At 46.6% G+C, this 18,939-nt stretch carries 17 protein-coding genes and 1 tRNA gene; 9 read left to right on the top strand and 9 right to left on the bottom strand.

The window, feature by feature from the left end; genetic code table 11:
* Positions 1 to 49: 49 nt before the first annotated feature.
* The 4 genes from hemE (at position 50) to hemG (ending at position 4,996) form a co-directional block, all read left to right on the top strand.
* Positions 50 to 2,035: a uroporphyrinogen decarboxylase gene (gene hemE / locus VNN20_04195; GenBank protein ID HWP91385.1), complete on the top strand. Its 1,986-nt coding sequence runs from the start codon at positions 50 to 52 to the stop codon at positions 2,033 to 2,035.
* Between the two features lie 92 nt (positions 2,036 to 2,127).
* Complete coding sequence (locus VNN20_04190; protein ID HWP91384.1) at positions 2,128 to 2,352, top strand: DUF433 domain-containing protein; 225 nt, start codon at positions 2,128 to 2,130, stop codon at positions 2,350 to 2,352.
* Between the two features lie 128 nt (positions 2,353 to 2,480).
* Positions 2,481 to 3,437 (top strand): ferrochelatase, encoded by a 957-nt coding sequence (gene hemH, locus VNN20_04185; GenBank protein HWP91383.1) that lies wholly within the window; start codon positions 2,481 to 2,483, stop codon positions 3,435 to 3,437.
* A 149-nt stretch (positions 3,438 to 3,586) separates the two neighbouring features.
* Positions 3,587 to 4,996 (top strand): protoporphyrinogen oxidase, encoded by a 1,410-nt coding sequence (gene hemG / locus VNN20_04180; GenBank protein ID HWP91382.1) that lies wholly within the window; start codon positions 3,587 to 3,589, stop codon positions 4,994 to 4,996.
* A gap of 350 nt (positions 4,997 to 5,346) precedes the next feature.
* Here hemG and VNN20_04175 read toward each other — a convergent pair whose 3' ends face one another.
* Both VNN20_04175 and VNN20_04170 read right to left on the bottom strand, forming a co-directional pair.
* Entirely contained in the window at positions 5,347 to 5,955 is a 609-nt protein-coding gene (locus VNN20_04175) for a DUF4126 domain-containing protein (protein HWP91381.1), read from the bottom strand.
* Positions 5,956 to 6,050: 95 nt separating this feature from the next.
* The gene (locus tag VNN20_04170; GenBank protein ID HWP91380.1) at positions 6,051 to 6,473 is read right to left on the bottom strand and encodes a peptidylprolyl isomerase; all 423 of its coding nucleotides are present in this window, start codon (positions 6,471 to 6,473) and stop codon (positions 6,051 to 6,053) included.
* Between the two features lie 241 nt (positions 6,474 to 6,714).
* Here VNN20_04170 and rpoH point away from each other — a divergent pair, with 241 nt between their 5' ends.
* On the top strand, positions 6,715 to 7,605 hold the full coding sequence (rpoH, locus tag VNN20_04165) for an RNA polymerase sigma factor RpoH (protein HWP91379.1): 891 nt from the start codon (positions 6,715 to 6,717) through the stop codon (positions 7,603 to 7,605).
* A gap of 22 nt (positions 7,606 to 7,627) precedes the next feature.
* Here the strand turns inward: rpoH and alaS are convergent, their stop codons facing one another.
* The 7 genes from alaS to VNN20_04130 all read right to left on the bottom strand — a co-directional run bounded on the left by alaS (position 7,628) and on the right by VNN20_04130 (position 15,170).
* Positions 7,628 to 10,261: an alanine--tRNA ligase gene (gene alaS, locus VNN20_04160; GenBank protein HWP91378.1), complete on the bottom strand. Its 2,634-nt coding sequence runs from the start codon at positions 10,259 to 10,261 to the stop codon at positions 7,628 to 7,630.
* A gap of 175 nt (positions 10,262 to 10,436) precedes the next feature.
* Entirely contained in the window at positions 10,437 to 11,486 is a 1,050-nt protein-coding gene (rlmN, locus tag VNN20_04155) for a 23S rRNA (adenine(2503)-C(2))-methyltransferase RlmN (protein ID HWP91377.1), read from the bottom strand.
* A 173-nt stretch (positions 11,487 to 11,659) separates the two neighbouring features.
* Positions 11,660 to 12,892 (bottom strand): hypothetical protein, encoded by a 1,233-nt coding sequence (locus VNN20_04150; GenBank protein ID HWP91376.1) that lies wholly within the window; start codon positions 12,890 to 12,892, stop codon positions 11,660 to 11,662.
* Between the two features lie 322 nt (positions 12,893 to 13,214).
* A complete protein-coding gene (gene rpmA / locus VNN20_04145; GenBank protein HWP91375.1) occupies positions 13,215 to 13,478 on the bottom strand; it encodes a 50S ribosomal protein L27 in 264 nt (87 codons plus the stop codon).
* Between the two features lie 9 nt (positions 13,479 to 13,487).
* Complete coding sequence (rplU, locus tag VNN20_04140; GenBank protein HWP91374.1) at positions 13,488 to 13,802, bottom strand: 50S ribosomal protein L21; 315 nt, start codon at positions 13,800 to 13,802, stop codon at positions 13,488 to 13,490.
* A 275-nt stretch (positions 13,803 to 14,077) separates the two neighbouring features.
* Positions 14,078 to 14,512, bottom strand: coding sequence for a VOC family protein (locus VNN20_04135; GenBank protein ID HWP91373.1), 435 nt, complete (start codon positions 14,510 to 14,512; stop codon positions 14,078 to 14,080).
* 169 nt (positions 14,513 to 14,681) lie between these two features.
* Positions 14,682 to 15,170 carry a hypothetical protein gene (locus VNN20_04130; GenBank protein ID HWP91372.1) on the bottom strand — a complete coding sequence of 163 codons (489 nt, stop codon included), beginning with the start codon at positions 15,168 to 15,170 and terminating at the stop codon, positions 14,682 to 14,684.
* Positions 15,171 to 15,353: 183 nt separating this feature from the next.
* Here VNN20_04130 and VNN20_04125 point away from each other — a divergent pair, with 183 nt between their 5' ends.
* The 4 genes from VNN20_04125 (at position 15,354) to VNN20_04110 (ending at position 18,824) form a co-directional block, all read left to right on the top strand.
* Positions 15,354 to 15,797, top strand: coding sequence for a GAF domain-containing protein (locus VNN20_04125; protein ID HWP91371.1), 444 nt, complete (start codon positions 15,354 to 15,356; stop codon positions 15,795 to 15,797).
* A gap of 47 nt (positions 15,798 to 15,844) precedes the next feature.
* A complete protein-coding gene (locus VNN20_04120) occupies positions 15,845 to 16,126 on the top strand; it encodes a PilZ domain-containing protein (GenBank protein ID HWP91370.1) in 282 nt (93 codons plus the stop codon).
* 365 nt (positions 16,127 to 16,491) lie between these two features.
* Positions 16,492 to 16,565, top strand: a tRNA-Arg gene (locus tag VNN20_04115).
* Between the two features lie 126 nt (positions 16,566 to 16,691).
* On the top strand, positions 16,692 to 18,824 hold the full coding sequence (locus VNN20_04110; GenBank protein ID HWP91369.1) for a DEAD/DEAH box helicase family protein: 2,133 nt from the start codon (positions 16,692 to 16,694) through the stop codon (positions 18,822 to 18,824).
* Positions 18,825 to 18,939 lie beyond the last annotated feature (115 nt).

Below are 18,939 nucleotides of genomic sequence, written 5' to 3'. Positions count from 1 at the left end.
ATCAAATTAAAAAACAGAATTCCATATATCTTCAACACAAGCATAAAAAATGGCCAACGACTTTAACGGACTCCGGGTTGTGGCGTTTGAAAGCCGCCGGGCCAAGGAGATTGAGAAGTTAATATCCTATCATGGCGGAATCCCATTGGTGGCGCCGTCCATGCGCGAAGTCCCGCTTTCGGAATCGACCGAAGCGCTGGCATTTGCAGAGGACTTATTTGAGGAGAAACTGGATATAGTCATTCTTCTTACCGGAGTGGGTACTCGCACCCTGGCAGACGTCATCTCCACGAAATACTCGCATGAAAGATTCATCGAAGCACTAGGTAACACAACTATAGTAGCACGTGGGCCCAAACCGGTGGCCGCGCTTCGAGAGATGGGACTCAAGCCCCAGGTGCTCGTTCCCGAGCCAAACACCTGGCGGGACATTCTAGCCATCATCGACAGCGAGCTTTCAATAGAGGGAAAGCGCATTGCGGTACAAGAATACGGCATCTCGAATAGAGAATTACTAGACGGGTTAAGAGAACGCGGGGCGGTGGTTACCCCTGTTCCGGTTTACCGCTGGGCTCTACCCGAAGACCTGACTCCGCTCCGTAATGCCATATGCTCCATTGTTGAAGGGCAGATTGACATTTCACTCTTTACCAGCTCCCAGCAGGTTCACCACGTTATACAGGTTGCAAATATGGAAGGATTAGAAGAAACGCTTCGTAATGGATTTATGCGGGTGGCTATTGGTTCAATAGGCCCGACCACTACACAGGCTCTTCGCGAGGTGGGGCTCTCCGCTGATTACGAGCCTAATAGCCCGAAAATGGGTAATCTGGTGAGAGAGATGGCCCGTCGCGGAGAGGCGCTAGTGCACAAGAAAAGAATAGCCCACGAAAATGGGGTAGACACCAATCGCTGGCGTCGGGTGGACATGATTTGGGCAGCTCCAGGTCAAGATACGGCCGCAATCACCCGCGATTCCGTATTCATGAAAGCCTGCCGTCTCGAATCCACGAATTACACCCCGATCTGGCTGATGCGTCAAGCCGGCCGATTTCTCCGCGAATATCGCGAACTCCGCTCCAAGGTGCCGTTTTTAGAACTGTGTAAGACCCCGGAACTGGCAGCCGAAGTGACGCTTAGTGCGGCAGAAAGGCTGGCAGTAGACGCCGCCATTATATTTGCCGATATTCTTCTAATTCTCGAACCACTTGGGATAGAGCTCGAATTTTCAAAGGGTGACGGTCCCAGGATTAAAAAGCCGGTGCGTTCGGGTAAAGCCGTTGACAGTTTGGCCGAGTTTAACCCTGATGCCATGCAATTTGTTTATGATGCGGTGAAAATCACCCGCCGGGCGCTCGACCCTAACCTCGCCCTCATCGGTTTTGCCGGAGCACCCTTCACCGTCGCCTCCTATGTAATCGAGGGCGGAGGCTCCAGAAACTACGAAAACACTAAAAAACTAATGTACTCCGATTCAGGCATGTGGCACGCTCTTATGGAGCAACTGACTTCGGCAACAGTCGCTTATGTCAACGGCCAAATATCCTCCGGTGCGGATGCGGTGCAGATTTTTGATAGCTGGGTTGGCTGTCTTTCACCCGATGACTACAGGGAATTCGTCCTTCCGCACATGCATCGGCTCATGCAAAATATAGAGCCGGGGGTACCGGTCATACACTTTGGAACCGGCACCTCAGCCTTGCTCGACATGATGAAGGAGGCCGGTAGTTCGACTCGACCTGTACTGAGCGGAGGTAGAAGCGGATTTGTGATCGGGCTTGACTGGCGAGTAGACCTCAAGGAGGCTTGGGCAAGATTAGGATACGACGTGGCGGTACAGGGCAATCTCGACCCGGTTGCCCTTTTTGCTCAACCCTCAGTGATCAAGCGCCTAGCCACAAATATCCTAGAAAAGGCAGAAGGGCGTCCGGGGCATATATTCAACCTGGGCCACGGCATCTTGCCAAATACGCCCGTAGATAATGTGCTGGCATTAGTAGACGCCGTGCACGAGTATTCGAGTAAGTTAAGATAACAAATTCTTATACGGCCCAATCCCGTTGCTTTAAAAGATTGTTTATTATTGTATATTCACCATCAACGACCCCGAATTATTAGGTTTCCCTTATGAATGACCAGCAATTACTTGAGCGAATTACCTTAAATCCAAAAGTCATGGCTGGAAAGCCGGTAATAAGAGGAACCCACCTAACTGTCGAGTACATTCTGAACCTGCTTGCTCATGGAGCAACATTGGCGGAGATTCTTCAAGAATATAAGGGTCTCTTACAGGAAGACATTCAAGCCTGGTTACAGTTGTCATTCCCGAATGTAGTAATCGGGAATCTATAATACCGGATTCCCACTAATACATGTGGGAATGACAACTTTTTGGTCTTTCCCACATCGGAGTCAGTTAATATAAAATACAAAGCTACTCAATGGTATAATCTCAGTCAGAGTTTAGAGGAGTTTCTTTAATGTCCCAAAAATACGATGCCATACTCATGATCGCCTATGGAGGGCCGGAGAAGCCTGAAGACATAAGACCATTCTTGGCTTACGTCGCCAGCGGTCGCCCGATTCCGCCGGAAAGATTGGAAGAGGTGGCACATCACTACGAGATCATAGGCGGCAAATCGCCGATTAACGAACTAACCTTCAGGCAGGCGAAAGGTCTTCAAGATTATCTAAGAAGGCGTGGCCACACCATTCCGGTTTATGTAGGGATGAGAAACTGGCATCCCTTCCTTTCGGACACGATAAAAAAAATGTACGAGAGTGGTGTAAGGCACGTGCTCGGAATGATTATGGCCGCACATCAATGCGACGCCAGTTGGGAAAGGTATCAGCGCGACGTGGAGGAAGCGATGGCAAAAACAGGCGTGAGCCTGCATGTCGAATACAGCCCTCCGCTGTTTGACCATCCGCTTTTTATCGAGGCTTCGGCAGACCGTGTTGCCGAATGTCTCTCCCAAATCCCGGCGGATAAACGTGTAGATTCCGCCCTCATCTTTACAGCCCACAGCATCCCCGTACCAATGGCAAATGAATCTCCGTATGTTCAGCAACTATTAACCTCTTGTCGACTCGTTGCCGAGCAGATAAATCATGTGCAATGGACGCTTTGCTACCAGAGCAGAAGCGGCCGACCGACCGACCCGTGGCTGGAGCCGGATATAGGCGACCTGCTTCGCAAGCTGGCAAAAGAAGGTGTGAGCTACGCAGTGGTTCAGCCGATCGGTTTCCTCTGCGACCATGTAGAGGTGCTCTACGATATCGGCATCGAAGCCGCTGAAGTTGCGGAGGAAGTCGGAATCACCTTACTTCGGGCCAACACCGTAAACGACGATCCCAAGTTCATTGAGGCATTAGCAGACGTCGTGGAAAGATATCTAAAACAAGATGCAGTATACAGGATGCAGGATGCAGGATAAAACACACAAAAATATCGTGCATCTTGAATCATGCATAATGGGTCATGGATCGTGTATCATGCATCATCTCATTCCATAGTTCACGTTTACCTCATGAGACGGCTTAAGACTATCTCCCGGTATAAATTTATGGCTAAATATATAAATACATGCGCATCATAGTCATCGGCGGGGGTATAGCCGGTTTAAGCGCGGCACATCGCCTAGTTGAGTTGGGTTCCGAGAAAAAACTATCTCTTGACGTAGTTCTCCTCGAGGCTAGAGAACGAGTTGGCGGTGTCATAGCCACAAAAAATAAAGACGGGTTCCTGATAGAAGAAGGTCCCGACTCTTTCATAACCACCAAACCCTGGGCGTTTGATTTGTGCAGGCGGCTCGGTCTGGAATCACAACTGATTAATACCGACGATAAAAACCGTCGCACTTTCGTCGTTAGGAGCGGGGAGTTAATTCCCATACCGGACGGCCTTTTTATGATAGCACCCACCCAATTCAAACCGTTCCTAACATCACCCCTCTTCTCTTGGCATGGGAAGCTGCGCATGCTTATGGACCTGGTTATCCCGGCCAAAACGCATAAAGACGATGAAAGCCTCGCTTCGTTTGTCATCCGCAGGTTGGGACGGGAGGCCCTAGAGCGCCTTGCTCAACCGATGATTGGTGGGATCTACACCGCCGACCCGGAGAAGCTCAGTATGCGCGCTACAATGCCCCGCTTTTTGGAGATGGAAGTAGAGCACGGAAGTATAATCAGGGCGATGCTCCATGAACAACAAAAGGCAAAAAAACTAAAAAGAGCTGATAGCGGCGCCCGTTACAGCTTGTTTATGTCTTTAAGAGACGGCATGGAAACCCTGGTCAACAGCATCACCTCGCATCTGCCCGAAGGGGTGATAAAACTAGCCAAGCAGGTAAAAGACTTGGAGTTTAAGGATGGTAATTGGCATGTAACAACCGACCAAGGAGAAGGCTTTTCCGCAGATGCGGTTATCATCGCAGCAGCATCAAACCTTGCATCAAAATTAGTAAAGGGCTTTGATCGATCCCTCTCCGAGGACCTCTCCGGGATTCAATTTGCCTCCTCCGTCGTAATCAACATGGCCTACAGGCGAAAAGACATATTGCATCCATTAAATGGTTTTGGATTTGTGGTGCCGGCAGTGGAAGGGCGCTCCATAATAGCCTGCTCGTTCAGCAGCGTGAAATTTCCCGGACGTGCCCCGGAAGGGTTTGCTCTACTGAGATGCTTTCTCGGCGGCGCTATTCAGCCGGAGATATATGAGCGGGATGATGCCCTGCTGACCGAGATAGTGCATGAGGAGCTATCTCGATTACTCCAAATTAAGGGTGACCCAGTATTTGAATCTTTACGACGTTATCCTAATTCAATGCCTCAATACCATGTAGGTCATCTTGAGCTTGTATCTCGAATCTTTAACCGCGTGGATAAATATCCAGGTCTGGCCCTGGCCGGAGGTGCCTACTATGGGGTTGGCCTCCCTGATTGTGTTCATTCCGGCGAAATGGCCGCAGAAAAACTGATAAAACAAATAGGCTAGCTCATATAGCTAATATAAATCCGGTTGATTACTTGTGGTTTACCATTCTAGCTCTTCCACAAATCAATTCGGCGGATACCCCTTCTGAATCTACGAAAGAATGCAAACTTGTCCGAAATAGGAGATTGCTTCGCCGCCAAAACAAAGCGGCAATGACGACAATTATCCCTTCGCCCCTTACAGGGGAAGCCTGTCCTGGTCCTGACGATGCGCTCATGGTTCAACTCCGTTTATCTTGAGAGTAGCCGAAAGGCTCACCATGAAGGGGGAAAAGCTCACATTAAAATCCCTTCACCCTGAGTCCTTCGGCTTTTCTCAGGATAGACTACGACGAAGGGTGAGGAAGGTTATTAATTAAGAGATGGAGAGGTAGTTTCACTACGCTGATATGACTTAAGACTCTTCCTTCCGATGAACCAGCCTACTATCTTTTTTAGCGCAAAATAGAGAACCCCCAGAACTGCTAGCGCTGCAATAGCGGGCAAAAAGATCGCCAGAATAGAGAGGAAAATTGAGCTGCCCGCCTCAGCGGTGGAGACCACGAAATTTCCCAAACCACCGGTCGTAGCAGTAGAAGCCACCCTGGTTATAGTGGTGAATCCCTGAATAGTCCCGGCAACCCCTCCGCCCACGATTACGGCAAGTGCCCACTGTAGCAACGGACTCATCTCCGAGACCGAAGAAGCCATCACCACCGTCCCGGCAATTGTTGCCGCCGGCACGGCAACCGAATCCAGCAGGTTGTCAACCCATGGAATATAATAGGCGGAAATCTCCAGGAATGAAGCTACGGCAAAAGCTCCCAGCGCTTCATATGTCCCAATCCACTCAAAGCCTGGAGCCAGAGTAAGATGGCCAGAGAGAGAGGCGATGCTCATTATCAAAAGCGGCATAAAGATCCGAAACCCGCATGCGGCGCTTAACCCAACTCCAATGCATATACTTAGCAAAGTATCCATCTATCCGTGCACCCCTTTAAATTATAAAAGCTAGCCGCCTGATATCAACAAATTTTTGCTCTTTGGCCCATCCCCTCTTTGTCCAGAGAAAAGTTTTATTTCTTTATTATCTCCTCAATCTTGATATCAAATATTAAATTTCTCCCGGCCAGTGGGTGATTGAAGTTGACCTCTATGTCATCACCGGAGACCGCGGTCACGTGACAGTTGCCCTGCGGGGTTTTGAGCACCATTCCTACTTCCGGCTCGATGTTGTTTTTCCTGAAAACCTCAGAAGGAATCACCCCTACGAGCTTGGGATTTTCCTCGCCATAACCCTCCTCAGGAGATACCATCACTTTTTTCTCCTGGCCTTCCTTCATTCCCATGATCTCCTTATCAAGCCCTTTTATGAGCTTACCGGTCCCAATCTCCACCGATATCGGCTTATCCGATGTATCAAAGACGGAACCGTCTTCAAACTTTCCCACAAAGCTAAATTTTACGGTATCTCCTGCTTCTACCACTTTATCCGTCATCTACTACCTCCCTTAAACTTTTATTCACAAAAGCTTGCCTTGATCGACATACTAAAACCCTTATTTTAACAGCTTAACATCATATATGAGAAAAATCGAATAAAAACGGGGAAAAGTGAGTTTGGTCCTGAATCCTTAGCCCTCACCCTTCATCAATGTTGAATAGGGGGGCTTAGTTGGATAGTATAATTAATTATTAACGCTAAGCGTAATAGACCAGGCTTGGAATTTAGGGTTGAAAATGACAGACGAGGATAAAAAGGAAAAAGAATATTTTAATAAAGCACTTCCTGCTCCGACTACATCCATGGAGCGCTATCTGGCCGAGATAAGCAATTATCCCATTCTCAGCCGGGAAGAGGAATATAAGCTGGCCATGCGGTATAAAAAGAATGGGGATTTAAAGGCCGCTCGTAAGCTCATAACCTCAAATCTAAGGTTTGTGGTGAAGATTGCCAATGAGTATAAAAACTACGGGCTTAACCCCATGGACTTGATTCAGGAAGGGAATGTAGGATTGATGCAGGCAGTGAAGAGGTTTGACCCCACTAAGGGCTACCGCCTTATTTCCTACGCCGTCTGGTGGATAAGGGCTTACATCCATAACTACATAATCAGGACTTGGAGCCTGGTTAAGATTGGAACAACACAGGCGCAGAGAAAACTGTTTTATAAGCTTCGTTCCACAAAACAGAAGATGGATATTACCGATGAAAATCTAACCCCCGAGGATTATAAAAATCTGGCCGAGGAACTCGGCGTCTCCGACGAGGCCGTGGTAGAAATGGAGCAGAGAATGGGAGGCAAGGACCTTTCTCTTAATACCGAACTCAACAATAGCGTGGATACAACTCACCTTGATTTCCTGGTAGATGAAGTATCAAACCAGGAAGAGATAATTACCAAAGCGGAAGAGGAAGAAAAGGTTAAAAGCGAGCTTGAGACCGCCTTGAAATCCCTCAAAGACAGAGAACGCTTCATAATAGAGAATAGAATTCTCCGAGATAATCCTCTAACTCTCGAGGAACTGGGCACAAAACTGAACCTCTCCCGAGAACGGGTTAGACAGATCGAGAATGCCGCTTTGAAGAAGATAAAGCATGTATTGGAGAAGAAGGGAATCAGCAGATAAGCTTTTCCTTTTCGTAGAAAAGCTAAGTGCTGCTAACGATTTCATAGGCCTTCTTAAGCGCTTTATCTAGATTCTCCGGTTTATTTCCGCCAGCCTGTGCCATATCCGGCTTTCCCCCGCCTCCTCCGCCAATGTATGATGCCAGCTCCTTGACCATTTTCCCGGCGTGAAATCTTTTGCTCAAATCCTTCGTGACACCGACCAGAAGGAAGGCCTTTCCGTCGCTCTTGCCTCCGAGAACAGCAAGACCAGAGCTGAGTTCAGTCTTTATGTCATCCCAGACCTTTCTGAGTTCATCCGGGCCGGCCTCTCCGACATCGACGGAAAGAACCCTTATGCCGTTTACCTCCCTCACGCTGTCGATGAGTTCTTTTGCCTTCTCGGTCATGGCCCTGCTTTTGAATGATTCGAGTTCTCTCTTGAGCCTCTCATTTTCTTCAACCATCTTCTTCAACCTGGAGACCAACTCGGACTGAGGTACCCGTAAAAGGTTAGAAGCCTCGATAAGTGTTTCTTCCTGCTTTTTCAGGAATCTCCAGGCGGATTCCCCGGCTAGAGCCTCTATTCTTCTGACCCCGGCGGATGAAGCTGTCTCGGTCACGATTTTGAAAAGACCCGCTTCTCCAGTCGTATGCAAATGGGTCCCGCCACACAACTCCTTGCTGTAATCGCCGATATTCACCACCCTGACTCTGTCTCCATATTTCTCCTCAAAGATGGCCATCGCCCCGCTCTTTATTGCCTGGTCATAAGGAACATCCGTCTGGATGATCACTTGGTCATCCCACCTGACCCTCTCGTTTATGATTTCCTCCATCTTGCGAATGGTCTTGTTGTCGACTGACGAGAAGTGAGTAAAATCGAACCTCAGCCTCTCCGGCGCTACCAAGGACCCGGCCTGTCTAACATGGGTTCCAAGAACCTCCCTCAACACGGCATGGAGTATGTGGGTGGTGGTATGATGGGTTTTAGCACCGTATCTTTGCCCTTCATCTACTCGAAGCTCTACCATGTCTCCAACCCAGAGCGTTCCCTTTTTGATAACCCCATGATGAACTATAAAGTTGGGAAAAGGCTTCTTGGTATCGACAACCTCGACCACACCGGACTCGCCTTCTATGATTCCCTTATCCCCCACCTGGCCTCCGGACTCCCCGTAAAATGGGGTTTTATCGGTTATAAGCTCTACACTGTCGCCCTCACTGGCGCTATCGACAAGCCTTCCTTGGCTTATGATTGCAGTAACCCTGCCCCTATCGCTGGTTTTATCGTAGCCGGTGAAGCTCACCACAAGCCCTCCGGAGATGAACTCCTTGTATAACGGCAGTAACTCCTCGTCACCCGAACCCTTCCAAGCCAATCTTGACCGTTCCCTCTGTCTCTCCATCTCCTTCTCAAACCCGGCATAGTCGAGCTCAAGCCCGCTTTCCCTGGTTATATCCTGGGTTAAGTCCACCGGAAAACCAAAGGTATCATAAAGCCTAAAGACCACGTCGCCGGGTAGGATTCTCTCCCCCTTATGCTTTTCAATCTCCACATTTAAGAGCTCCAATCCCCGGTCAATCGTCTCAAAAAACCTCTCTTCTTCATTCTTGACCACATCCACGACAAAACTAAGCCTCTCTCTAATCTCCGGGTAGGCATCTTCCATCAATTCCTTTACCCTGTAGGCCAGATTAAACAGGCAGGGCTCTTTGATACCAAGCATCCGGGCATGGCGTACTGCGCGTCTTAATATCCTTCTGAGCACGTACCCCCGGCCCTCGTTTGAAGGGATTACTCCGTCCGAGATCAAGAAGGTTACAGCGCGGGCGTGGTCTGCCATTACCCTCATAGATACGTCGGATGAAGCATCCTTGCCATAAGCTTTATCCGATATCTCTTCAACCCGGGCTATGATCGGGCGAAGGAGGTCGGTCTCATAATTGCTCCTGACTCCCTGAAGAACTGCCGTAACCCTTTCCAGCCCCATTCCGGTGTCTATGCTCGGATTGGGAAGCGGCGACAGCTTACCCGATGAATCCCTCTCAAACTGCATGAAAACCAGGTTCCAGAGTTCAAGATAACGGTCGCAGTCACAGCCGACGGTACAGGTTGGTTTCCCGCAGCCGAAGGATTCACCCTGGTCGATTATGATCTCGGAGCACGGTCCACAGGGACCGGTATCGCCCATCGCCCAGAAATTGTCTTTCTCTCCCATACGAAAAATGCGGTCCTGGGAGAGTCCGATTTCATCACTCCATAAATCGAATGCTTCATCATCGTCCCTGAAGACGGTGACGTAGAGCCTGTCCTCGGGGAGTTTATACATCTTAGTAATCAGCTCCCACCCGAACTTGATCGCTTCCCTCTTAAAATAATCTCCGAAAGAGAAATTGCCCAGCATCTCGAAGAAGGTATGGTGCCGGGCAGTGTATCCGACGTTCTCCAGGTCGTTGTGCTTGCCCCCGGCTCGGACGCACTTTTGGCACGATGTAGCCCTTTTATACGGGCGGATGTCAAACCCCAGGAACACATCCTTAAACTGCACCATCCCGGCGTTCGTGAATAGCAGAGTCGGGTCATTCTTGGGTATTAAGGAGGAGCTTTTGACGACGGTGTGTCCCCTTTCCTCAAAGTAATCAAGAAATTTTTGCCTTACTTCCGAACCTTTCATTTTAGTCTCGTCGAATTTTTACCCATTAATCAACATATTCACACGAACGGGCGATTCAAGACTTCGTCGTGAGCTCATTCAAACGATGTATGATGCGTGACTCATGTTATTTATTCGTGCATCATGCATCTTGCGTCCTTTATATATTACTTACCTCCATTCATATTAACTCGCCCTACCTTGAGTGTTTAGCCACCTTCTCGACTGGATAAGTCGCCGCAAGCTGCCCGCAAGCACCGAGTATATCCCGGCCGCGGTTCTTCCTTATCCTTACGTCGAGCCCATATGCTATTAAAATTCGCTGAAACTGAAATACCCTCTCCTCCGAGGGAGATTCATAGGAAAGCGGAGGGGCTTCATTAAACGGGATCAAATTTACCTTGCACCTAATCCCCTTCAGCAATTCGCCTAGCTCTCTGGCATCCCGGTCCGAGTCGTTTATGCCCTTGAGCAGAACGTACTCGAAGGTCAAAAGCTTCCTATTGGGCACGGGAAACCTCTTTACCTCTTCGAGAAGCTTATTTATGGGGTATTTTCTGTTTATGGGCATGATCTTATCCCTCAACTCATCCTTGGGTGCGTTTAGCGAGACGGATAGGTTTACCGAGATTCTTTCTCCTAGCTCCCTGATCTTGGGAACCAAGCCGGAAGTAGATACCGTAATCTTCTTTGAAGAAAATCCGATGTAATCGGGATGGGTGAATGTTTGCAATGCTCTTACCGTACTTTCCAGGTTGTCTAGAGGCTCGCCCATACCCATGAAAACTATGTTGGTAACCGGTTCGTGGTTGAGACCGCTCACCTGGAGAAACTGGTCTAATATCTCGGAGGGCTTGAGATTCCTTATCCTCCCCACTCTTCCGGTAAGGCAAAAAGTGCAACCAAGAGCGCACCCAACCTGAGAAGAGATACAAAGCGTAGACCTCTTTCCATCCGGAATTAATACGCTTTCTACCCGGTTCCCATCGGAAAGCTCAAAGAGATACTTTTTGGTGCCGTCCCGGGAAACCCGCTCTTCGATCAGGCGGAGAGAAGATATAAAGGCCGCTTGGGCGAGGGTTTGCCTGAAGTCCTTGGGCAGGTCGGTCATATCGTCGAATGAAGTCGTCCTTTTTTGATACATCCACTTTCCCAACTGCCGGGCACGATATGACTTCTCTCCCAGATTGGCTACAAAACCCTCCAGTTCATCGGGACTTAGGTCCTTAAGATTTATACTCTCCATGGTTGAACTCATCCTAAAAGCGCAGGTCGATATATTTTATGTCATAATACCGGCACTGACATAAACAATAGATTTTAACACTCAAAAAGAAAAGGTTCAAAAACCCCAACTCGACATAATGGAACGAAAAAAGATGTCTTACCGAATAAAATAGGAAGGTCTATTGTGCGTAATTACAACTGGACAGCCCCCTCCTCGACGGCGAGGATGGAGAATAGGGTCCCATTTGGGGCTGTGAGCTTATTCACCTCTACGTACTTGCTGACGTTCTCATATACATCGGGCGATACTATGACTTTCCATAGGGGGGCACCTTCTGAAATTGTCCGGGCTAACGAAATTACCTCTCTCACATTCTGGGGAATAATGGACTCGGTGTAAAACGGTATGGATTTCTCATCTATGCCGATCTTACCGCTTATGGCATCCTTGCCCTCCATCTTTCTCTGCCTGCTCATACCAGCAAGTAGTTGCAGCACTTCTACCGCCGCGCATATTGCCCTCAACTCCGGCCTCTCCTGCTCATCGGGCACGTTGAAGAGAGCGACGATTTCATCCTGGAGTAGCGCTTCTACTACACCACCGTAATCAGATATTATGGTAGAGGCAGTTCTTCGGTAATCGGTCAGAAAAGAGGTAAACTCTGCCGAGTCCAGCTTGCTGGAGAGGTTTTTAAAGTCCGATATCTTCGCCACTAAGGCAACCACCCTTCTGAGCTTTGTTTTCTCCCGACTCTCGGAAACGACCACGGTTGGCTGGAATACCGGAGCCTCCCTGGCCTCTTTAATCGAGTCTTCCTTCTTTTTCAGATAGTCAACCATCTGGTTAAAGCCCTCGAACAACCTGGTCATAGTAACATCGCCGAGCATGGACTCATCGACATCGAGCTTAGTGGAAAAATCACCGCGAGAGACCCGTTTCATGGCGGCAATCAGTCTCTCCAGATAAACGCTCTGGTCCGAAGAAAGAAAGGCCAGAAGGAAAAAACAAATTCCGGCAAGCGCTCCGCCTATGAGCAAGCTCCAGAGGGCAGAGTAGAAGATTACGTTTTTATCCGCGGACTCCCGAAGCCCCAGCATCACCGTGTTCCCAGCGGTGGTGCGGAGCTCGAATTCCTTCACCCCCTTCCCACTTTCACCACCGAAGCTCTCTTTGAGGATTCCGTTCTCATCCAGGAGCTTTAAGTAGGCCACATCCGACCTGACATTGAGTATATCCTTTGCCACCTGGGAAAATTCCCTTCCCTGGTCAAAGAGCTTTTCGATTTCTCTGGCTTGATAGTCTTGAAACTGAGAGGAATACAAAAAAGAGCTGAGGATTGAAACGCAGGCGGAAATAAAGGCTACAACCAGGATTAAAATTATCCCGCCCTTGGCTCCAAAATCCCTTGCCCTGTTCCAATCCATGCTTCAGTGCCTCCCTTATCGGTTTGAAAAAGCGATTAGAATATCCGGCACAGGTCCGTCGAACAAAACGATTCTCTTTAGCATCCACATTGAACTAAGAGAGAATTCAGGCCTATTCATAATACTAAGTAAAATCTGAGTAGTAAAGAAAAAAGAACAGGTTTCCAAAAAATCTGAGAGCATCAAATTCGAGAAGAACAGTTAACTCCTTAGTAGTATTGAGGAAGGTTTAACCTTTAATAAGCCGCGTAAGGGTTTTATCAAGCAAAAGATAAAAACGACAGAAAAATAATTGATTCGGCAAATATGATTAAAATAAATCTTAGCCGGACGAGCCGGGCTCAACCGTGACTCTGGTTCTATCCTTGCCAAGCCTTTCAAACTTGACGGTACCGTCAACCAGCGCAAACAATGTAAAATCCCTTCCTAAGCCTACATTTCTGCCCGGATGATATTTAGTTCCTCTCTGCCTGACCAGTATATTGCCCGATTTTACGGTTTCCCCCCCAAATTTCTTCACACCCAACCTTCTGCCGATACTATCTCTTCCGTTACTAGTGCTTCCTCCGCCTTTCTTGTGAGCCATGTTGCCCTCCTAGCTTACAATGTCGGTTATCTCGATGCGAGTATAAACTTGACGATGTCCTTTCTTTCTTCTGTACCCTTTTCTCCGCTTAAACTTGAACACAATTACCTTTTTACCCTTCTCATCACGGACAATTCTGCCCTTAACCGCTGCATTATCGACCAATGGAGAGCCCATCTTGACTGCACCCTCATCATCAGAAACCATGAGCACTTCGCTGAATTCAACGGTGTCCCCCCGGTTTCCGCTGATTTTTTCCACATTGATCACATCGCCCGGTTTTACTCTATACTGCTTTCCTCCGGTTCTTATAACTGCCTGCATGATTATGCCTCCCAAATTAAAAACAGTTTAATTTTTGCCTAATTTCCGGCCGATTGTCAAATTTTGAGGTTTAAGGGTTGCAACAATATGAGCCTTCTAGAATTGTCATTCTGACAAAAAAGTGAGAAGCATTCCTGCGTTGGTTGTGACTCAACAAGACAGTGCCTGCTTGATCACATCTTGGTTTTTACACCAAAATCAACCCTGGGGAAGACGACCCATCGAGTCGTCTCTACAGTAATAAAAAGCGCTAGCCCCGCCGAATTAGGATTACATTAATACACCGCCTTTTGTCCGACTTCGCCATATATCTCCAACTCCAGCCCATCCGGGTCAAGAAAATGATAGGACTTTTTCTTTCCCCCGTCATCCGATTTTTCTTCGGTGAATTCCACTCCCTTCTCCTTAAGAACCTCCCTCGCCCTTTCCACATCGTCGACCCGGAAGGCCACATGGGCAACAGCCTGTACCAACCCGGGCGCTTCCTTGCCCCGGTCTTGATCCTCGAGCAGGGCTATTAAAGTCCTTGATTTAGTACCCAGAAACGATTTTTTACTTCCACCCTCCGCCCGTCCGTCATGGTGTAGCTTTAGCTCAAGTACCTTTCCATAAAACTCTATTGATTTATCCATGTTGCTTACTATGATAGCTACGTGGTCTATTCCTTTAATCATCGTACCTTCGCCGAAAAATATAGAAAACAATCCCATGCTATGCACCCTCCTCTTTCCGGCAATTCCTGATCAATCTATGGTTTTCTTTTATAGTGGATAAGCCTTGTCAACCCGACTAAATCGTCAAGCTTTTACTCACAATTAGGTTAAAATCATTCGAGGGAAAATTCCACCGATTCCCTCCCGCTAAAAGTACCCATCAAAACTATTCCGAGGTGTCGAGAATCAACACCCTTTCCGCCCTTGCCTTGATTGGGGAAGTTTGAAGCACCGGACGGTCGAGCTTTACACCCACGGTTTGACCGCTACTAAGATCATCGAAAGAGGCAGTTTGTAAAAGCTCTCCTGTCTTTTTGAATATAGGGGTCTCAGCCATGATGGCGATCGAAATCAAGACGCCCTCCGAGTCAAAGACGCTGACAGTGACATAACCACGGGTGCCTTGGCCATCCGGTTCCCCCTCTACCATGGTGACATTGACAATTTTACCTTTGACGACATCATTATTATCCGTAGAGGTTAGGCCAGACTCCTCTACTATTTTAGACCCGGAATCAACCGTTGTTCCGGCGGATTTTGGTTTAAATATCCCGTCACTATCAGAAGAATTCCTCAATAAATAAGCACCGGTAAAAGCTAAACCCCCGATAATGAGAAGATTAAGCAGATGTACAAAGGAGGATTTTCTTTGCATAACTTTCACCCATTATATCAAATTATCAGGGATGCGATTATAGAATAAGGAATAAAATAAATCAATGACCTATCAAAAGTAATAGAGTCCTCAACAGCTTAAGCCCTTTTTTCGTCGAAAACTAAACAATAGTCCAATTGCCATTGTCAGCACTACGGAGTTTATTTTAGTACAAGAAACAATATGAACTACAGCGAGCTTGAACATCAGCTTATGCAGAAAGTACACCTGGAGAGGGGAAGTGTTTTTATCCTTAAACTAAACAAACACGGCAACTTGCTGGAATTCGATTATCCGACTAGATTAAAAGGAAACTTCATCCCGGTTAACGCTCAGAGCATCGCCGGAAGGTCGATAATCAACAGGCGACCGTTTTTATCAAACCATGCTCACGCAGAAAGGGATGCTACTTTCTTGAATTGTCTGACCAGGCTTAACGGTACTTATAAAATTCAAAAAATGCTGACCCACCCTATATCGTGTGCCGATACTATGATTGGAGTAATCCAGTTAATAAGGAAGGGAGAGACACTTTCGCAGGCAAAAAACTTTCATGAAGAAGACTTGGACAAGGTAAAGAGAATTATAGAGAATGCACTCCCGTTCGTCCTTGCCGAGTCAGCTTAGATAGACATGGGTCACATCATCCGATGAGTTATCAGATAGAAGTCAACATGAAAAATAGAAGACGCTCGGAAAGGATACCGGTCAGGAAGAGGGTTATGCTGGGGGTGTCCGATTCTTATTTCTTTGCGCAAACACTAAATGTCTCTGAAAACGGGATCGCCATCAAGTCCGAAAACGTATTTCCCCCCAAAAGCAGAGTATCACTGCAGTCATATACCGGGACCGAAATTATAATACTCGATGGAATGGTGGTCTGGTCACTTAGCAATATGATGGGCATAAAGTTGACAAAAACTATTCACGAGTGCGAAAGATACCCCGTCCATTAACATATAATAACTAGGATTTAATTAAATAGACACCACCTTAGCCAGTTGTAACTAATAGATCGTGTCATGCTGAACGAAGTGAAGCATCTTACTTCGCCTTCAGCTCAGAATGACAGCGTTTAAAGTTACTTCTAGATAGAATTTATGCAACATTGCCTGAAATTTCAAATTCTGATTATTATTGCACCACCCCTAATATGCTCCTTTTACAGGCAACCGAGACTCGACGTCCGGTAGGCAGAACAGTTCATTAACTTGCAGGGCTGGTACGGTTTGGGTAGAATCAACCCTCAAAGAGCCAGAAAGTATTCGGGCAATTATCAGTCCAATTAGACATTAATTTAACTATCCAAACACGCTCAAAAGTCCCCGTAGCTCAGCAGGACAGAGCACAGGATTCCTAATCCTGGGGTCGTGGGTTCAAATCCCGCCGGGGACGCATCATCCCTTAGGAAATTGGTCTTGAGCAAGAATTTTGATTCGGATAGGCTTTCCTATTATGTTCGCCTTATCTAAGGAAGAGAAAATCAAAATTTTCACTTCTTTATTTAAAGGAAGACAAGATGTGTTTGCTCAAAGATGGGTGAAGTGGGATGGCTCGATTAGTGGATACTCACCTATTGCTTTACCCAAGAAATACGGTGACAAATGCCTTTGCGATCGATCAATAAGGTTTAAATGCACATACTGCCAGGAGCGCGGATACCTGAAGCTTACTGATTCCATTATCGAAGAGCATTTGATAGGAAGAAGAACTATCGGCATCTATCCTTTACTGATAGATAATTCTTCATACCTTGTTGCCGCAGATTTTGATGGAGATCTTTGGCTTCAGCCAGTTGAGAGATTACTTAAAAAATGTAAAGAGTATGACATCCCTAGCTATGTAGAACGGTCTCGATCGGGAATAGGCGGCCACATATGGTGGTTCTTCGAGGTGAACTATCCTGCTTATAAAAGCCGAAAAGTGTTCCTTCACCTGTTGAAAGAGACGGGAATTATAGGTGAATTTGAGAGAGAAGATAGCTTTGACAGGCTCTTTCCAAACCAAGATTACCTGAGTAAGAAAGGATTTGGGAATCTAATTGCGCTGCCTCTCCAGGGACAGGCAAGAAAATTAGGAAATACAGTTTTTCTTGACCCAGAAAATAGTTTTAAACCCTACCAGGACCAGTGGAAGTTTCTACATTCTGTGAAAAAGATATCGATAACTAAACTTGATACCCTGTTCCACCATTTTACCCAAAGGAAACAAACAATCGGCCCAAAGCATGATGTCAAAGAAATACCGATCGTCATAGCCGAGCAGATTTTTATCCCTAAAGCCAAGATTACAAAGGACTTGTGCCATTTTCTTGCAGAGAATCTTAACTTTTTGAATTCAGAGTTCCTTATCAAACAAAAGATGGGATTGTCCACATTTGGAACCGAAAAATATTTTAAGATGATTTCCCACGATGATCGAAATGTGATTATTCCACGTGGTTTTCTTGAGGAACTCCTTGAATACCTTGGAAGGTACAATATTCATTATGAGATAGAGGATAAACGACAAAAATTTGAACAAGTGAACTATAAGACCTCATTTCGCCTTTTCGATTATCAAAAATTGGCCGTAGACGCTTTTGACGACAAGCATCAAGGGGTCCTTGTTTCACCCCCCGGCTCTGGAAAGACGGTTATGGGGCTAGAGTTAATCGCACGTAAGGCTCAGCCAACTTTGATTCTCGTTCACCGGAGAGAGATTTTTAATCAATGGGCCGAACGCATAAGTAATTTTTTACAAATACCGAAAAAAGATATCGGCCAGTTTGCTTCTAACAAGAAATCACCGAAGTTCCCAATAACCATCGCCATGATACAAACCTTGAATAAAATGAAAAACCTCGAAGATCTTTCTTCACAATTCGGTCTCATATTGGTTGACGAATGCCATCATATTCCCGCACAAATGTTCCGCCAAGTGATTGTTAAGTTTAACCCTTATTATTTATATGGACTCACCGCCACCCCTAAGAGGAAGCACAATGACGAAAAGTTAATTTTTATTTATCTAGGAAATATTATTTATGAAGTACCGAGAGACTACAACCAAATCGGCGGAGAACCATCCGCCAAACTTGAGGTATCAATTCGGGATACTAATTTTAACCTTCCGTTCACGATCAAAAACAACGATTTCCCTTTGCTTGCTAAAATGTTAATATTCGACTCATCGAGAAACCTTCTCATCCGCAACGACGTTGCCCAGAGGGTCAAAGACGGCTACAAATGTCTTGTATTAACCGAGAGAAGAGAACATGTAGAAGTTTTGAATCATTATTTGAGGCGTGATTTTGAGGTAATTGCTTTAACCGGAGACTTACCGAACCGGAAAAGACGGGATAGTATAAAACAAATTAATTCGGGCAATTTTCAAATTCTCCTTGCAACCGGCCAGCTCGTAGGGGAAGGCTCCGATTTTCATACCCTTGATTGTCTATTCTTGGTTTACCCGTTTGCGTTCGAGGGCAAACTCATTCAGTATTTGGGAAGAATACAACATGGTGATGGGAAGATAAAAATAATTTACGACTACCGGGATAAGCATATTGATTTTTTAGAAAAGTTGTTTAAAAAAAGGCAGAGGTATTATAATAAAATATTGAAATATGCTTACCCGCTCCCGGGTGTTTCTCCCCCCATGCACGAAATGTAGTTGCTTCCAAAATAATGAGTTTACCCCGAAATTCTTCTGGAGTATTGAACTGGGTAAACATTTTTCTGAGCGCATTAAGAATGGAAGCGGTAAAAGGTGGATTGATTTTGATACG

Source organism: Thermodesulfobacteriota bacterium (genome assembly GCA_035559815.1).
In the GTDB taxonomy this organism is placed as follows: domain Bacteria; phylum Desulfobacterota_D; class UBA1144; order Nemesobacterales; family CSP1-2; genus DATMAT01.
Note: the sequence above shows the minus strand (reverse complement) of the source record. Positions and strands in the feature narration are given on the sequence as shown.

Excerpts from the sequence above, each read along its gene's own strand:
- VNN20_04130 (HWP91372.1), bottom strand. The coding sequence starts at position 15,170 with ATGCAAAGAAAATCCTCCTTTGTACATCTGCTTAATCTTCTCATTATC.
- hemG (HWP91382.1), top strand. The coding sequence starts at position 3,587 with ATGCGCATCATAGTCATCGGCGGGGGTATAGCCGGTTTAAGCGCGGCA.
- alaS (HWP91378.1), bottom strand. The coding sequence starts at position 10,261 with ATGAAAGGTTCGGAAGTAAGGCAAAAATTTCTTGATTACTTTGAGGAA.
- rpoH (HWP91379.1), top strand. The coding sequence starts at position 6,715 with ATGACAGACGAGGATAAAAAGGAAAAAGAATATTTTAATAAAGCACTT.
- VNN20_04175 (HWP91381.1), bottom strand. The coding sequence starts at position 5,955 with ATGGATACTTTGCTAAGTATATGCATTGGAGTTGGGTTAAGCGCCGCA.
- hemH (HWP91383.1), top strand. The coding sequence starts at position 2,481 with ATGTCCCAAAAATACGATGCCATACTCATGATCGCCTATGGAGGGCCG.
- VNN20_04125 (HWP91371.1), top strand. The coding sequence starts at position 15,354 with ATGAACTACAGCGAGCTTGAACATCAGCTTATGCAGAAAGTACACCTG.
- VNN20_04120 (HWP91370.1), top strand. The coding sequence starts at position 15,845 with ATGAAAAATAGAAGACGCTCGGAAAGGATACCGGTCAGGAAGAGGGTT.
- rpmA (HWP91375.1), bottom strand. The coding sequence starts at position 13,478 with ATGGCTCACAAGAAAGGCGGAGGAAGCACTAGTAACGGAAGAGATAGT.
- rplU (HWP91374.1), bottom strand. The coding sequence starts at position 13,802 with ATGCAGGCAGTTATAAGAACCGGAGGAAAGCAGTATAGAGTAAAACCG.
- VNN20_04190 (HWP91384.1), top strand. The coding sequence starts at position 2,128 with ATGAATGACCAGCAATTACTTGAGCGAATTACCTTAAATCCAAAAGTC.
- VNN20_04170 (HWP91380.1), bottom strand. The coding sequence starts at position 6,473 with ATGACGGATAAAGTGGTAGAAGCAGGAGATACCGTAAAATTTAGCTTT.
- VNN20_04135 (HWP91373.1), bottom strand. The coding sequence starts at position 14,512 with ATGGGATTGTTTTCTATATTTTTCGGCGAAGGTACGATGATTAAAGGA.
- rlmN (HWP91377.1), bottom strand. The coding sequence starts at position 11,486 with ATGGAGAGTATAAATCTTAAGGACCTAAGTCCCGATGAACTGGAGGGT.
- VNN20_04150 (HWP91376.1), bottom strand. The coding sequence starts at position 12,892 with ATGGATTGGAACAGGGCAAGGGATTTTGGAGCCAAGGGCGGGATAATT.
- hemE (HWP91385.1), top strand. The coding sequence starts at position 50 with ATGGCCAACGACTTTAACGGACTCCGGGTTGTGGCGTTTGAAAGCCGC.